Raw genomic sequence first — 15,184 nt, 5'->3', positions numbered from 1 at the left:
AGGCTTCAACCCACCGTCAACGGCCCAACGGTGGTCGTCCGTACGACAGTTGATCCCCGGCTCTCCGTGATCTGCGGTAGCTGATGACGGGTAACGTTCGAACGGTGTCGGTGGCGGCGTTTAGGCTCCCGTGCATGAGTGAGGCAGACAGAGGCACCGGGCGGCGGGTTGTCGACGGGCGCTTCGAGCTGGAGGCACGTCTCGGCGGTGGCGGGATGGGCACCGTCTGGCGGGCCAGGGACGTGGTGCTCCACAGGCTGGTGGCGGTCAAGGAGGTCCGCCCGCCCGACCGGGACCTCGCCGAGTACGACCCCGAGGGCGCGCGCATGCTCCGCGAGCGGGTGCTGCGCGAGGCCAGGGCCCTGGCCCGGATCGACCATCCGAACGTCGTCACCATCCACCACATCGTCGACGGCGGTGAGGGCACCTACCCGTGGATCGTGATGGAGCTGGTCAGCGGCGGCTCGCTGGCCGACCGGCTCGCCCGGGCCCCGATGACACCGGCCGAGGCGGCGCGGACCGGGCGGGGAGTGCTGGCCGCGCTCACCGCGGCGCACGACGCCGGCATCGAGCACCGGGACGTCAAGCCGGCCAACGTCCTCCTGCGGCCGGACGGGCGCCCGGTCCTCACCGACTTCGGCATCGCCGCGATCCGCGAGGCGACCAGCCTCACCGCCACGGGCTCCATCATCGGCACGGCCGACTTCATGGCACCCGAGCGCATCTCGGGGCACGGGGGCGGAGCCGCCTCCGACCTGTGGTCGCTGGCGATGATGCTGTACACCGCCGTGGAGGGCCACCACCCACTGCGCCGGGGCACCACCCTGGCCACCCTCGCCGCGGTCCTCCACGACGACGTGCCGCCGCCGGTGCGGGCCGACGCCCTCGGTGACGTCCTGATGAGCGTCCTCGTGCGGGACCCCGCGGCGCGGCCGTCCGCCGCGGCGCTGGACCGGAGGCTGGCCGAGATCGAATCGGCTCCGGACCACTCGACGGCATCATGGGACGAGCCCACCTCCTACCCGCTGGGTCCGCCGTCCGCCCCCACAGCGCCTTCAGACCCGCGTACCTCTGTCCGGCCCGCCGGGTTCGTCACGTCCGGCGGGGCTCCTGTCGCGCCGACCGCTCCTGGCCACCCCGCCGCTGCCGGTGCGGTGCCTGCGGCCGTTCCGGCCGGGTTCGGGCCGCCGCCGGTCCTCCCCGGGCCGATCACGCTCCAGCCGATGACGGCCCCCGTACCGGCGCCCCGCCGGCGCGCCCCTCGCCCGAGGATCCTGTGGGGCGTCTCGGGAACCTCGCTTGCGGCTGTCCTCGTGTGGTGGCTGCTGCCTCTCGGGGGCAACTCGGGTGACGCGGACGCGGGTGCCTCGTCGTCCACGCCGAGCCCGCGGCCGACGGTGTCGCGGACCACGACCGCCCCGGCCGCCCAGCAGTCCGAGGAGGCCCGGACCACCACGCTGCTCACCCCGGCAGGCATCCGCACCGCCATCAAGGCGTTTGAGAAGGAGACCGGCCGGAACAGGTTCGGCGACTTCACCGTGTACGAGGGCTACGCCATCGCCGACGTGATGGTCAACGGCAGCAACACCAAGTACGACTCCTACACCTACCGCCCGGGCGAAGGCGTGGAGAAGGACATCATCAGCGGTTCCCTGGCCGGCGGTGACCAGCCGATCGGTCTCGACGGCTTCGACTGGGACAAGGTTCCCGCGCTCCTGAAGGAGGCGGACAAGAAGCTGAACGTCGACGATCCGGAAACCCGCTACCTGGTGGTGAGGATGCCCGACGACACCTTCGACACGCCGGCCGGAATGGCGGTCTACCTGTCTGACGGCTACGGGGGCGGCTATCTGGAGGCGGACACCCGGGGCAGGGTGACGAGGGTGTCTCCCGCCCAGGACTGATTCCCGAGGCGCAGCAACACCCGCGCGTGGGTGCGCGAACCGCTGGGCATCTGAAAGAACTGCCGGTGCGGGCACGTCATCCCGGACCGTGAGGAACTCTCCGAGCAGAGGCGGGCGCTGGGCGTGCCGACGCGGATGGCGGTGACGTACCGCCGGGGACTCGCGGCCTACTGGGCCCGTTCCCACTCGCGGTACGCGGCCACGGCTGTCGGCAGCGTGGGGAAGATGAGGCCGGTGCCGACGGACTCCGTCAGGCCGTACGCGTCCAGGTCGTCGCGGAGGTCCTGTTTCACGCGGGCGAGGGCGAAGACGATGCCCCGGCGGGTCAGTTCGAGACGCAGCGCGTCGACGGCGTCCAGGGCGGTGATGTCGACCTCCACATTGGCCTCGGCGTTGAGGACGAACCAGTGGACCGGGTCCTTCTGTTCGTCCACGGCGGCCAGGGCCCGGCGGTGGAAGTTCTCCGCGTTGGCGAAGAAGAGCGGCGAGTCGTAGCGGTAGACCACCAGGCCGGGGATCGTACGGGCCTGCGGATAGTCGTCCACGTCGTGCATGCCGGCCACCCCGGGCACCACCCCCTCGATCGCGTCGTGCGGGCGCGCGACCCGGGTCAGCAGCTCGGCCACGGACAGCCCGACGGCGACCAGCACCCCGTACAGGATGTCCAGGGCCAGTACCCCGGCCAGGCAGCCGAGCGCGAGCAGCAGTTCGCGGCGCCGGAAGGCCGCCAGTCGCCGGAAGCCGGCCAGGTCGATCATGCGCAGGGCGGCGTAGACGACGAGCGCGCCGAGCACGACGGAGGGCATCCGGGTCAGCAGGGGACTCAGGAACAGCAGGACGGCGAGGACGACAGCGGCGGCGACCAGGGAGTACGCCTGGGAACGGGCGCCCGCCGAGGAGGCGAGCGCGGTGCGGCTGGCGCTGCTGCTGACCGGGAAACCGTGCACCGCCCCGGCACCGAGGTTGGCCGCGCCCAGGGCGAGCAGTTCCTGGTTGGCGTCGAGCCCGGGGCCGTCGTCGTCGGCGGTGCGGCCGGTGAAGGCCCGCGCCGTGAGGATGAAGTCGGTGTAACCGACGAGGAGGACACCGAGGGCGGGCAGTACCAGGTGGGGCAGCTCGGCCAGGTCCGGGGCGGCCAGGCCGGGCAGCCCCGCCGGGACGTCGCCGATCACCCTGATCCCGTGGTGGTCGTCGAGGCCGAGAACGGCCACGGCCGTGGTGGCGAGGACCACGGCCAGCAGGGGACCGGGCACGGCGGGGAAGAAGCGGGCCACGGCGAGGACGAAGGCGAGCAGGATCACGGCGAACAGCAGGGTGGCCAGGTGGATCTGCGACAAATGGCTTACGAACGACCACAGCTGGGGGAAGAAGGCGGAGCCCGTGGTCCTGACGCCGGTGAGCTTCGGCAACTGGTCCACGATCATGATCAGCGCCACGCCCGCCAGGTAGCCGACCAGGACCGGCCGGGACAGCAGGTCCGCGACGAAGCCCAGCCGCACCGCCCAGGCCACGACACACAGCAGCCCGACCGTGACCGCCAGGGTGGCGGCCAGTGTGGCGTAGCGGCCCGGGTCTCCCGCGGCGAGCGGGCCGACCACGGTCGCCGTCATCAGCGCCGTCGTCGACTCGGGCCCGACCGACAGCAGACGCGAGGAGCCGAGCAGCGCGTACAGGGCGAGCGCGGGCAGGATCGCCCACAGACCGGCGACCGGCGGCAGACCGGCGACACCCGCGTACGCCATCACCTGCGGCACGAGATACGCGGCCACCGTCACCCCGGCCAGCAGATCGCCGCGCAGCCAGGCGCGCCGGTAGCCGAGAAGCGCGTGGAGCCCCGGCGCCAGACGGTGCCACAGGGGAACGGGTCTGCCCGAGCTCTGGGACATGGGCCTCCTTCTGCCGAATTGACCTCATGATCCACGCACGGGTGCGGGACCGCGAGGACCGGGTCGCCCCGAATCGCCCGCAGACATGCGCCTCGCAGCCCGACAGGCCTCCGGAACACGGAGGTTGAGCCCCAGGAGAGCGGGACCTTCGGCATCCGGCGGCGCACGCCGACACGGGGTTGTGCGACCTGTCGGCCGCCTGGGTGGCGGTGTCGGCGACCCGGCGTCCGCCCGGTAGCAGGTCAGTAGCTCAGCAGGGTGCGCGGTCCGGGTGTCGGTCAGGTCCGGCGACTTTCCGGCCCGCGGGAAAAGCCTGTTCGGCGCCCACGTCGGCCCCGCCGCTGTCGTCGCACGGCTGATCCCGCCCTGAGGCGGACGTCGTGAAGGCAGCGGTCGTACGGGCCCCGCGGTGGGTTCAGAGGTCCGCCGCGTGATCGGGGACGTAGGTCTGCAGATCGCGCGGCGGACGCACGTACCCGGTCGACGGCGGCCTGTGCGGCAGCTCCAGCACCGGCGGCGGGACCTCGTGGTAGGGGAGCGTGCTCAACAGGTGGGCGATCATGTTCAGCCGCGCCCGGCGCTTGTCGTCGCTCTCGACGACGTACCAGGGTGCCTCGGGGATGTCGGTGTGGACCAGCATCTCGTCCTTGGCCCGGGAGTAAGCCTCCCAGCGGGTGATCGACTCCAGGTCCATCGGCGAGAGCTTCCAGCGCCGGGTCGGGTCGTCGAGGCGCTGGCGGAACCGCTCCTGCTGTACGGCGTCGCTCACCGAGAACCAGTACTTGCGCAAATGGATGCCCGCCTCGGTCAGCATCCGCTCGAAGACCGGGCACTGGCGGAGAAAGAGCTGGTACTCCTCCTTCGTGCAGAAGCCCATCACGTGCTCCACGCCGGCCCGGTTGTACCAGGACCGGTCGAACAGCACGATCTCCCCGGCCGCGGGCAGTTGCTCGACGTACCGCTGGAAGTACCACTGGGTGCGCTCCCGCTCGGTCGGCTTCGGCAGCGCCGCGATCCGGGCCACGCGCGGGTTGAGGTGCTCGGCGACCCGCTTGATCGTCCCGCCCTTGCCCGCCGCGTCCCGGCCCTCGAACACGACCACCAGCCGGGCACCCTCCGCCCGTACCCACTCCTGCAGCTTCACCAGCTCCGTCTGCAGGCGCAGCAGCTCCGGCTCGTACACCTTGCGCGGCAGCGTCGTCGTCTTCCTGTCCTTGCCGGCCATGCAGCCTCCACCGTCCGGGACCCACGTCGATGACCCGGGGAGTCACGATGCCCGGGCGAACGCCAGGACAGCAGCACCGTACTGACCGACGACGCACCGCGCACCCCGCACGCCCACTGCCATGGGTGGACGCGTACCTCGAAGGCCCCGGCCGGCCAGGCCGGTGTGGCGTAGCACGCAGGAGACGGGTGCTGTCGGCGCCGCCCAGGGTGCCCAGGGCCCGCATGTGCCGGGTCGGCAGGTCGGAGACGAACGCGTGCCGGTCGCCGTCGGCCGGCGTGCTCGGCCACCGGTCGTGCGGAGCGGTGATGGCCACGGTCCAGGCGGACGAGCCGGGCGCGAAGCTGCCCGCCCACATCCAGTGTCTGGCCGACCGGATCAGCCCGGCCATCGATCACGGCAAGACGCGACGCGCGCGTCGACGCGACGATCGACGCCAACATACGGCTCATACGGGCACGGCTCGCGGCGGAGCCCGACCTCGCCGCGAAGGTGGAATCGGGCGCCCTGACCATCGTCGGCGCCCCCTACCAGCTGACCACCCGGCGAGTGCACCGCATCAGCTGACGGCCGTACGCACAGGAGCCGGCCGCGCTGCACGGCCCCCGCGGCCGACTCCCCAGCCCGCGCATCGGGGAGCCTGCCGAGCCGGCCACCCGGTGTGCGTATAGATGTGGAGGCGCCGGCGTCGGGCCGGCCGAGGCGAAGGGCTGTGATGAGGATGACCGAGGTACGGACACTGCTCACTGGCAGAGGCCTGGTGGAGTCCCCACGCTGGCACGGCGACCGCCTGTACTTCTCCGACTGGTCCGCCGGCGAGGTCCTCTCCGTCGACCTCGCCGGCCGTAGCGAGGTGATCGCCCAGGTGGCGTCGTTGCCGCTGTGCACCGCCTGGCTCCCGGACGGCCGGCTGGTGATCGTCTCGTCCCCCGACGGGCTGCTGCTGCGCCGGGAGCCGGACGGCACCCTGGTCACTCACGCGGACCTCGGCCGGCCGGGCTGGAACGACATCGTGGTGGACGGTCGCGGCAACGCCTACGTCAACCGCGCCGGCTTCGACCCGATGGCAGGCGAGGCGGTCAAGCCCGGTTTCGTCCACCTGGCCACACCCGACAGCTCCGTGCGTCAGGTGGCCGACGACATCGCGTTTCCCAACGGCATGGCGGTCACCCCGGACAACTCCACGCTGATCGTCGCGGACTCCTACCGCCACCACCTGCTGGCCTTCGACATCGACACGGACGGCGCGCTGTCCAACCGACGCGTCTGGGCCGACCTCGGGCAGGGCACCCCGGACGGCATCTGCGTCGACGCGCAGAACGCCGTCTGGTACGCCGACGTCCCCAACCGGCGGTGCGTGCGCGTCGGTGAGGGCGGGACGGTCCTGCAGACCGTGACACTGGACCGTGGCTGCTTCGCCTGCGCACTGGGCGGTCCCGACGGGACGACCTTGTTCGTCGTGGCGGCGCAGTGGCAGGGCATGACCGAGTCCGAACTGGTGGCGGCCGGAACGGGGCAGGTGCTCACCCTCCAGGTCACCGTCCCGGGGGCGGGCTGGCCGTAACCCGCCGGCGCGCCCGGCCTCCGGGTGCACGGGATCAGCTGATGCACACCAGCCCGAGCAGACAGAGCCCTGAGGACGACGCGGCCGTCGAGGTCGGGGTCGAGGACGACTCGGACGGCGAGGGAGTCGCCGAGGATGTGTCCGTGCCCGATGTGGTGGTGCTGTCGGTGGCCGAGGGTGCGGGCGAGGCCATGGTCTCCGAAGCCGTGTCCGTGGCACCGGACCGGTTGGAGGCAGCCGCCTGCGACTCGGTCGAGGCCGTCACCGCCGCGAGGGGAACCGTGACGCTCTTCTGGTCGGTCACCTGTGCCGTCGGCGTTGCCCGGGGCGGGCCGGCGGCCTGTTCGTGCGGCGCGTTCGTCGTGGAGGTCCGGGCGGCGGACGAGGTGCGCCTGGCCCGGTGTGTGTCGGTCGGCGTCGACGAGACGGGAGTGGGATCCGTGATCTGTCCCTCCGTGACCCCCATGGGCTCCCTGTCCGGCGCGGAGGCCGCCTGCGTTCGGTCCGGGGCCTGGCGGTTCAGCGAGGCGACGGTCATGCCTCCACCGACCAGGGCGACCGCGGTGGCGACCAGGGCTTTGCGCTGCGTCTTCTTCCAGCGTGCCCGCTGACGGCGCCGCGCCGCCCGGCCCTGCGGCGCGGGGGAGGGGACGTCAGCGTTGTCGTCCGGCTGCCCCTGCGAGGGTTGGTCGAGTTGCCCGGCTTCCTCGGCGCCGGAATCCGCGTCGTTCCACAGGTGGACCGGGGCCGGCCGTGTCGAGGCGTCCGTCGCAGTGGCCGGTGCGGGCGTTTCGTCGGTGAGGGGCGCGATGTCCGGAGCGTAGGCGCCGCACCCGGGGCACACGAGGGCGCCGTTGAGATGCCGACAGCACGTGGAGCAGTAGTCCATCTACGGTCTTCCTGTGTTCACACTCGCACGGGTGAGCGAGCCGGGAGCAAACGTAGCGAGGCTTTCGCGAGTGTGTGTGCAGCCTGTGTGGCGCTCCTGCGCAGATGCGTCCGGGGTGTGACCGCCGGAGGACACATCTGCCTGATTTCTCTGCTGGTTGCGTAGCTTTTGTCGGGCACAGGCGCTGGGCACGACCACCTCCTTCGACTGCTGTCGCTGGTCGGGCGAGGCTTGGCTGCCGCCGCCGGTGGGGACGGTCGGCCTGATCGGCCCTTGGCGCCGGAGGGCGCCCCTTCGCGTTCCCGCCTTCGCGACTTCGCCGGAACGGGGGCAATCATTCGGGAACTCCGGCCGGTCCGGGAGGGCCGGAGCTGTCGTGCCGGTGGGTGCCCGTCGGCACTCTGGGCGGCCTCGCGGGCCTCCAGGTCAACGGCGGCAACGCCCTGAACAGGGATTTCTTGCCGTCTTCCGCGCCCAGCCACTGTTCGGCCACGGCCCGGAACTCCCTGCGCGCGGCGGTCGGAAGGGGGCTCGGAGTCTTCTCGCCGGATCGGGACACGTGCCGTTCGGCCGCCGTGGAGTCCGTAGGGCCCTGAGCGCCCGTACCATTTCTATGTCTACGGCGTCACATAGCGGGCGCCAAACCACTGGAGGCAACACCCCGTGCTGATTGCTCAGCGTCCATCCCTGACCGAAGAAGTCGTCGACGAGTTCCGCTCTCGGTTCGTCATCGAGCCGCTGGAGCCGGGCTTCGGCTACACCCTCGGGAACTCCCTGCGTCGTACGCTCCTCTCCTCGATCCCGGGTGCGGCGGTCACGTCCATCCGTGTCGACGGCGTTCTGCACGAGTTCACCACCGTGCCGGGCGTCAAGGAGGACGTCACCGACCTCATCCTCAACATCAAGCAGCTGGTCGTCTCCTCGGAGCAGGACGAGCCGGTTGTGATGTACCTGCGCAAGCAGGGCCCGGGCGTCGTCACCGCCGCCGACATCGCGCCGCCGGCCGGTGTCGAGGTGCACAACCCCGACCTCGTCCTCGCCACCCTCAACGGCAAGGGCAAGCTGGAGATGGAGCTGACCGTCGAGCGCGGTCGCGGCTACGTCTCCGCCGTGCAGAACAAGCAGGTCGGTCAGGAGATCGGGCGTATCCCGGTCGACTCGATCTACTCGCCGGTTCTCAAGGTCACGTACAAGGTCGAGGCCACGCGTGTCGAGCAGCGCACCGACTTCGACAAGCTGATCGTCGACATCGAGACCAAGCAGGCCATGCGTCCCCGTGACGCCATGGCGTCGGCCGGTAAGACGCTGGTCGAGCTGTTCGGGCTCGCCCGTGAGCTCAACATCGACGCCGAGGGCATCGACATGGGCCCGTCCCCGACGGACGCCGCCCTCGCCGCCGATCTGGTGCTGCCGATCGAGGAGCTCGACCTCACCGTCCGTTCGTACAACTGCCTGAAGCGCGAGGGCGTCCACTCCGTGGGCGAGCTCGTCGCCCGCTCCGAGGCCGACCTGCTGGACATCCGCAACTTCGGTGCGAAGTCCATCGACGAGGTCAAGGCGAAGCTGGCCGACATGGGCCTGGCCCTGAAGGACAGCCCGCCCGGATTCAACCCGACCGCCGCCGCCGACGCCTTCGGTGCGGACAACGACGCGGACGGCGGCTTCGTGGAGACCGAGCAGTACTGAACACCGCGCCATCAGGACCGTCGCTCCGGTTCCCGTCTCGAACCGGGCGCACGGGACGGCGCGACTCCTTCATGAGGGCCTCCCCGGCCAGGCCGGGGTAGTGCCCGTCCGAAGGTGGTACGGGGGTGCCCTGGTCGTCGCTGGACGCGATCGTCGTCACAGATCGAGGACCAGGCGCCCCCCGTACGAGCGGGAGACACAGATGAGCATGGTGTCGCCGGCGGCCCGCTCGTCCTCGGTCAGCAGCGAGTCGCGGTGGTCGGGCTTGCCGTCGAGTACGTCGGTCTCGCAGGTGCCGCACGTGCCTTCCCGGCAGGAGAAGTCGACCGCGACTCCTGCCGCTTCCACGGTTTCGAGCACCGAGCGGTCCGCCGGCACGGTGAGGGTGAGTCCGGAACGGGCGAGCTCCACCTCGAACGCCTCGGCCGTCGCCCCGTCCCCGGCCGTCCGGGCCGGGGCGAAGCGCTCCACGCCCAGCGTGCCCGACGGCCAGCCCGCGCACCGCTCCTGAACCGCTTGCAGCAAGGGTTCGGGACCGCAGGCGTGCACCAGGGTGTCCTCCCTGGCCACGCCGAGGTGGGCGGCCAGGTCCAGCAGGCCGTACTCGTCCTGCGGACGGACGAGGACCCGGTCCCCGTACGGCGCGAGGCGGTCCAGGAACGCCATGGAGGTCCGGGTACGGCCGCCGTACAGCAGACGCCAGTCGGCCCCCGCGGCCTCGGCGGCCTCGACCATGGGCAGGATGGGCGTGATGCCGACGCCCCCGGCGATGAACAACTGGCGGGGGGCGGGCCGCAGCGGGAAGTTGTTGCGCGGCCCGCGGACCCGCACGGTGGCGCCTTCGCGGAGCTGGTCGTGGACGTACGCCGAGCCGCCCCGGCCCTGCGGCTCGCGCAGCACGGCGATCTGCCAGGCCTCGCGGTCGCCGGGGCGCCCGCACAGGGAGTACTGACGGATCAGAGTGCCGTCCTCGCCGTCCTCGCTGTCCAGGAGTACGTCGATGTGGGCGCCCGGTGTCCAGGCGGGCAGGGTTCCGCCGTCGGGGCGGCGCAGGGTGAGGGAGACGACGCCGTCCGCGGCGAGGGTGCGGGCGGTCACCGTGAGGGTCGTCGGGGCCGGGGGCAACTGGTCGTTCATGATGGTTCAGCTCCGGGGTTCAGGTCTGCGTCGGCACGTGCAGCAACAGCGCGTCGCCCTGGCCGCCGCCCCCGCACAGGGCCGCCGCTCCGCTGCCGCCTCCGCGCCGCCGAAGTTCCGCCGCGAGGGTCAGCACCAGCCTGGCCCCGGTCATGCCGACCGGGTGCCCGAGCGCGATCGCGCCGCCGTTGACGTTCACCCTGTCCAGGGGGAGGTCCAGCTCCCGTACGGAAGCCAGGGCCACTCCGGCGAACGCCTCGTTGATCTCGAACAGGTCCAGGTCGGCGGCCTTCAGCCGGCCGTCCCGGGACAGGGCGTCGCGGACCGCGCCGGCCGGCTGGACGAGCAGCGAGGGATCGGGGCCGGCGAACGTGCCGTAGGCGCCGATCTCGGCGAGCGGGGTCAGGCCTTCCCGCCGGGCGCGTTCCGCGCTCATCACGACGACGGCCGCGCCGCCGTCGGAGAGCTGGGACGAGTTGCCGGCGGTGATGGTGCCCGCGCCGGAGAAGGCCGGCTTCAGGCGCCCGAGGCTCTCGGCGGTGCTCGTCGGCCGTACGCCCTCGTCGGTGTCGACCACCGTCTCGCCGCCGCGTCCGGTGATGGTGACGGGGGTGATCTCCTCGGACAACGCGCCCGACTCCTGGGCGTGCGCGGCCCGTTGGTGGGACAGCGCGCTGTACTCGTCCTGTTCCTCGCGGGTCAGGGCGAACGGCCGCTGATAGCGCTCGGTGGCCGCGCCCATGGAGACGCCGTCGAAAGCGCAGATCAGGGCGTCGCGGTCGAGGGCGTCCTCGGCCGCGGCCGAGCCGTACTTCCAGCCGGTGCGGGATCCGCGGAGCAGGTGCGGGGCACCCGACATGGACTCCATGCCGCCCGCGACGACCACCTCGTGGCGGCCGGAGGCGATCATGAGGTCGGCCAGGGCGATGGCGTGCAGACCGGACAGGCAGAGCTTGTTGACGGTGCTCGCGGGTACGGAGAACGGAATGCCGGCCCGGATCGCGGCCTGGCGTGCCGAGTTCGGGCCGGCCCCGGCCTGCACCACATGCCCCATGACGACGGCTTCCACGGTCGCCGGGTCCAGGCGGACGGCGGCCAGGGCCGCGCCGATGGCATGCGCGCCGAGGTCGACCGCGGACAGGGTGCTCAGGGCGCCCATCAGTTTGCCGACGGGCGTCCTGGCGCCGGCGACGATGACGGATCCGGGCATGACCGGAACCTCCTGGGGGTGTGGGACTGGGGTGCGAGGGGACGGTCAGGCGACCGCGTCGACGGCACGTTCGGCGATCATGTGGGCCGTCTCGTTCACCGAGTGCAGGACGATCCGGCCACCCGGCATGCGCCGCACCCGGCTGACGGACGTGTAGCCGGGGTGGAACCAGAACATCGTGGGCAGGCCGAGCACCGTCGCCAGGTAGGTGTTGGTGATGCCGCCGTGACACACGACCGCGACCCGCCCACTCGCACGGGCGTCGAAGATGGTGTCCATGGCCCGCACGGCACGCGCCCGGAAGGCGTCCCAGTCGAGATCGGGCACGAAGTCCTCGTAGCGTCCCTCGGTGAGCGCCGCCGCCCGGGGATCGTCCGTGCCGATCTGCTCCGGCGGTGTGTAGGGCTGGGACACGTCCGTGTCCCACTCGCGCAGGTCGTCGAGGACGGTGGCGGTCATCCCGGTGAGGCGCTCCAGGGGCGCCGCCGTCTCGCGGGCACGTCGGAACGGGCTGGAGTAGAGCGCGTCGATGTCCTCGTGCGTGAGCCAGGCGGCGAGGCGTTCGGCCTGAGCGGTGCCTTCCGGCGACAGCCCCGGGTCGAACACGCCCGACGTGGGGAGGCCGTGCCGGATGAGGAGGAGTTCGGTCATGGACGATCCTTCGTACGGTTCGGGGGTGGGGAAACTCAGCCGGCGATGGTCCGTTCCGAGCTCCAGTAGGGGCGGCGCATCGCGCGCTTGTCGAGCTTGCCCATCGCGTTGCGCAGGAGTTCGGGCACGAACTCGTACGACTTCGGGCACTTGTAGGCGGCGAGGCGCTCGCGGCAGAACCGGTCCAGCTCGTCGGCCGGCGGTTCGTCTCCCGCCACCACGACCAGCGCCCGGAGTGACTCGCCGAAGTCCGGATCGGGCACGCCGATCACCGCGAGTTCGACGACCGCCGGGTGCTGCCGCAGGACCGCCTCGCTCTCGGCCGGGTACAGGTTCACGCCGCCGGAGACCACGACGTCCGCGGCCCGGTCGGTGATGAAGATGTAGCCGTCCGCGTCGACGTAGCCGATGTCGCCGAGTGTGAAGACGCCGGGGGAGAGATAGGCGGCCTTGGTCTTGTCCGGGTCCGCGTGGTAGCGGACGCCCTGGTCGTCGGGCGCGCGGAAGGCCAGCAAACCCTGTTCGCCGGAGGGTAGTTGCTCGCCGTCGTCGTCGGTGACCAGGACCTCGAACGGGGGCCGGACCCGCCCGACCGAGCCCGGGTGCGCCAGCCACTCGGTGCTGTCGATGCGGGCCACCGTCCCCGCCTCACTGGCGCCGTACGACTCGGTCAGCACCGGGCCGAACCAGTCGATCATGGCTCGCTTCACGTCCGGCGGACACGCGGAGCCGGTGTGGGAGACCTGCTCCAGACTGGAGACGTCGTACCGGGCGCGGACCTCGTCGGGGAGGGCGAGCAGCCGTTGGAAGTGGGTGGGCACCATCACCGTCGAGGAGACGCGCCACTGCTGCACCCGGCTGAGGAACGTCTCCGCGTCGTATCTGCCGAGGACGACCACCGGCTGACCGGCCGCCAGATGCCGCAGCGAGGTCAGCGGCGCGTTGTGCTGCAGGGGGCCGCACACCAGGTGCGCTCCCGGCGGGAATCCGGGCCGGGCGGACATCGCGGTGAGGTAGGCGGAGCTGTCGGCGACCGGGCCGCTCACCCAGCGCACCTCGGTGCCGCGCGCCCGGCCGGTGGTGCCCGAGGTGTAGACGAGCGGGGGCCGGGCGGGCCGGCCCGTCGGGAGGGTGCGCGCGGCGGGCGCGGCGGCCAGCCACAGCTCCCAGTCGAAGGCGTGCCCGGTCTCCGGGATGCCGTGCGTCACGACCGGCAGCCCCAGTTCCCGGGCCGCGTCGAGGGCGGCACCCGCGCCGGCGGGGCCGGCGATGATCCCGGTCACGCCCGCGTCGATGATCTGGTCGACGAGCTCGCCCGAGGTCAGGTTCCGGGACGCGGCCACGGTCCCCACTCCGGCGCGCAGACCCGCCAGATGGGCCACCAGCGTCGGGATCGCGTTGTCCCCGAGGACGGCGACCCGGTCGTCGGGACCGGGCGCGAACTCCAGCAGTCGGACCGCGGCCCGCGCCACCTGGTCGGCGAGGGCGGACCAGGACAGCACGCCCAGGTCGTCCACCAGGGCGGGCTCGTCGGGTGTCTCCTGGGCGCGACGGTCGAGTGGCAGCAGCGACATGGCTCCTCCGGCGGCTCCGCGGGCCTCTCCCGATTCGAGGGGAGAGGGGATGCGGAGACTGTAGCGTTTATCAAGAAAGTACGGAACACTCTGATCCCAGACGGAGGTATTCCCGCATGTTTCAGCGGGATGGGCGCTAACAGCCCACTACCCGTTACTGCATCTGTCGTCTGGTAAGTGACCGAGGAGGAGCCATGTCCCAGCCCGATCCGGACGCATGGCGCGCACAGGTCCGGCAGTGGCTGGCCACCGTGCTCGAACCGGCGCGAGCGCCGGAGTCCGCTGCGGAGGCCGCCGACCTCGCCGTGTTCCACAACCTTCCCGAGGACGAGGAACGCCTGCTGCTGGAGCGCTGCCGCGTCTACCAGCGGGCCCGTTTCGACGCGGGCTACCAGGCGCTGACCCTCCCCGTGGACAAGGGCGGCGCGGGCCTGACCGCCGCCCATGTGGCCGTCTTCGCCCAGGAGGAGTCCGCCTTCGAGGTGCCGCCCTCCACCGAGCTGATCAGCGTCACTGTCCGGCTGGTCGCGATGGCCGTCTCCCTGTTCGGGACGGACGAACAACTCCACGAGTACGCCCGTGCGTTCCTGCGCACCGACCTGCTGGCCTGCCAGCTCTTCAGCGAGCCGGGTGCCGGATCCGACCTCGCGGGCGTGCGCACCCGCGCCCGGCGGGAGGGCGAGGGGTGGGTGATCGACGGTCAGAAGGTGTGGACCTCGGGCGCCCAGTTCGCCGACTACGGTCTGCTGCTCGCCCGTACCGACCCGGACGTCGTCAAACAGGCCGGCATCACCGCGTTCCTGGTCCCGATGGACGCCCCCGGAGTGGAGGTGCGCCCCATCCGGCAGATGAGCGGCGGCGCCTCCTTCAACGAGGTCTTCCTCAGTGGCGTACGCGTGCCGGACCGGCTCCGGATCGGGCGCCCGGGCCAGGGCTGGGAGGTCGCCACCACCACCCTCGCCTTCGAACGGACCGCCTCCGGAAGCGGCAACCGCCGCAAGGGCGGGACCTTCGCCGACGTGCTGGCGCTCGCCCGCTCCCTCGACCGCACCGGAGACCCGCTGGTCCGTCAGCGTCTCGCCGACCTGTACGTACGGGCCGCCCTGCGCGCGGCCACCGTCGACCGCGTCGCCAGGACGAGCGCCGCCGGGGGCCGACCGGGGCCCGAAGCGTCGCTGACCAAGCTCATGGCCTCCGACCTGCTCACCCGCACAGGACAGGTCGCCGCCGAACTGATGGGGGCGCGCATCAGCGCCGACACCGGGGAACCCGGCACCTTCGCCTGGACCCAGCATCTGCTCGGCGCCCCCGGCTACCGGCTGGCCGGAGGCACCGACCAGATCCAGCGCAACCTGATCGGCGAACGGGTGCTGAAGCTGCCACCGGAGCCACGGGTGGACCGGGCGCCGTTCTCGCAGCTTCCCGGCAACTAGAAGACTCATCTCACGAAGGAGTGAC

11 protein-coding genes and 1 pseudogene are annotated in these 15,184 nt (G+C 71.8%); 5 read left to right on the top strand and 7 right to left on the bottom strand.

All coding sequences use genetic code 11. The features are described 5' to 3' along the window. The first annotated feature begins 134 nt into the window (after positions 1 to 134). The gene (locus ACW4TU_RS01755; RefSeq protein ID WP_457423881.1) at positions 135 to 1,904 is read left to right on the top strand and encodes a serine/threonine-protein kinase; all 1,770 of its coding nucleotides are present in this window, start codon (positions 135 to 137) and stop codon (positions 1,902 to 1,904) included. 167 nt (positions 1,905 to 2,071) lie between these two features. Here ACW4TU_RS01755 and ACW4TU_RS01750 read toward each other — a convergent pair whose 3' ends face one another. Together ACW4TU_RS01750 and ppk2 are read right to left on the bottom strand one after the other, a co-directional pair. Beyond that, the gene (locus ACW4TU_RS01750; protein WP_457423879.1) at positions 2,072 to 3,790 is read right to left on the bottom strand and encodes a SulP family inorganic anion transporter; all 1,719 of its coding nucleotides are present in this window, start codon (positions 3,788 to 3,790) and stop codon (positions 2,072 to 2,074) included. Between the two features lie 415 nt (positions 3,791 to 4,205). Further along, positions 4,206 to 5,015 (bottom strand): polyphosphate kinase 2, encoded by an 810-nt coding sequence (ppk2, locus tag ACW4TU_RS01745; RefSeq protein WP_457423877.1) that lies wholly within the window; start codon positions 5,013 to 5,015, stop codon positions 4,206 to 4,208. Between the two features lie 266 nt (positions 5,016 to 5,281). Between ppk2 and ACW4TU_RS01740 the strand changes: the two are divergent. Both ACW4TU_RS01740 and ACW4TU_RS01735 read left to right on the top strand, forming a co-directional pair. Beyond that, positions 5,282 to 5,582, top strand: a pseudogene (locus ACW4TU_RS01740) (carbonic anhydrase); the annotation flags it as partial. Positions 5,583 to 5,736: 154 nt separating this feature from the next. Beyond that, positions 5,737 to 6,579 carry an SMP-30/gluconolactonase/LRE family protein gene (locus ACW4TU_RS01735; RefSeq protein WP_457423875.1) on the top strand — a complete coding sequence of 281 codons (843 nt, stop codon included), beginning with the start codon at positions 5,737 to 5,739 and terminating at the stop codon, positions 6,577 to 6,579. A 34-nt stretch (positions 6,580 to 6,613) separates the two neighbouring features. Here the strand turns inward: ACW4TU_RS01735 and ACW4TU_RS01730 are convergent, their stop codons facing one another. Beyond that, on the bottom strand, positions 6,614 to 7,468 hold the full coding sequence (locus ACW4TU_RS01730) for an SCO2400 family protein (RefSeq protein ID WP_457423873.1): 855 nt from the start codon (positions 7,466 to 7,468) through the stop codon (positions 6,614 to 6,616). A 663-nt stretch (positions 7,469 to 8,131) separates the two neighbouring features. Between ACW4TU_RS01730 and ACW4TU_RS01725 the strand changes: the two genes are divergently transcribed. After that, positions 8,132 to 9,154 (top strand): DNA-directed RNA polymerase subunit alpha, encoded by a 1,023-nt coding sequence (locus ACW4TU_RS01725; RefSeq protein ID WP_055531818.1) that lies wholly within the window; start codon positions 8,132 to 8,134, stop codon positions 9,152 to 9,154. 156 nt (positions 9,155 to 9,310) lie between these two features. On the opposite strand, the gene ACW4TU_RS01720 is transcribed toward ACW4TU_RS01725, so the two are convergent. From ACW4TU_RS01720 to ACW4TU_RS01705, 4 genes are read right to left on the bottom strand one after another with little or no spacing between them, the layout of a single operon-like run. Continuing rightward, on the bottom strand, positions 9,311 to 10,291 hold the full coding sequence (locus ACW4TU_RS01720) for a PDR/VanB family oxidoreductase (protein ID WP_457423871.1): 981 nt from the start codon (positions 10,289 to 10,291) through the stop codon (positions 9,311 to 9,313). A 19-nt stretch (positions 10,292 to 10,310) separates the two neighbouring features. Beyond that, positions 10,311 to 11,501, bottom strand: coding sequence for an acetyl-CoA C-acyltransferase (locus tag ACW4TU_RS01715; RefSeq protein WP_457423869.1), 1,191 nt, complete (start codon positions 11,499 to 11,501; stop codon positions 10,311 to 10,313). Between the two features lie 45 nt (positions 11,502 to 11,546). Then, positions 11,547 to 12,152, bottom strand: a complete 606-nt coding sequence (locus tag ACW4TU_RS01710) for a histidine phosphatase family protein (protein ID WP_457423867.1) — start codon at positions 12,150 to 12,152, stop codon at positions 11,547 to 11,549. Between the two features lie 35 nt (positions 12,153 to 12,187). Continuing rightward, a complete protein-coding gene (locus ACW4TU_RS01705; protein WP_457423865.1) occupies positions 12,188 to 13,726 on the bottom strand; it encodes an AMP-binding protein in 1,539 nt (512 codons plus the stop codon). 194 nt (positions 13,727 to 13,920) lie between these two features. Here ACW4TU_RS01705 and ACW4TU_RS01700 point away from each other — a divergent pair, with 194 nt between their 5' ends. Next, positions 13,921 to 15,159 carry an acyl-CoA dehydrogenase family protein gene (locus tag ACW4TU_RS01700; RefSeq protein ID WP_457423863.1) on the top strand — a complete coding sequence of 413 codons (1,239 nt, stop codon included), beginning with the start codon at positions 13,921 to 13,923 and terminating at the stop codon, positions 15,157 to 15,159. Positions 15,160 to 15,184: the final 25 nt, after the last annotated feature.

It is taken from the genome of Streptomyces kryoterrae (assembly GCF_054072135.1).
This window is presented reverse-complemented; position numbering and strand designations above follow the sequence as displayed.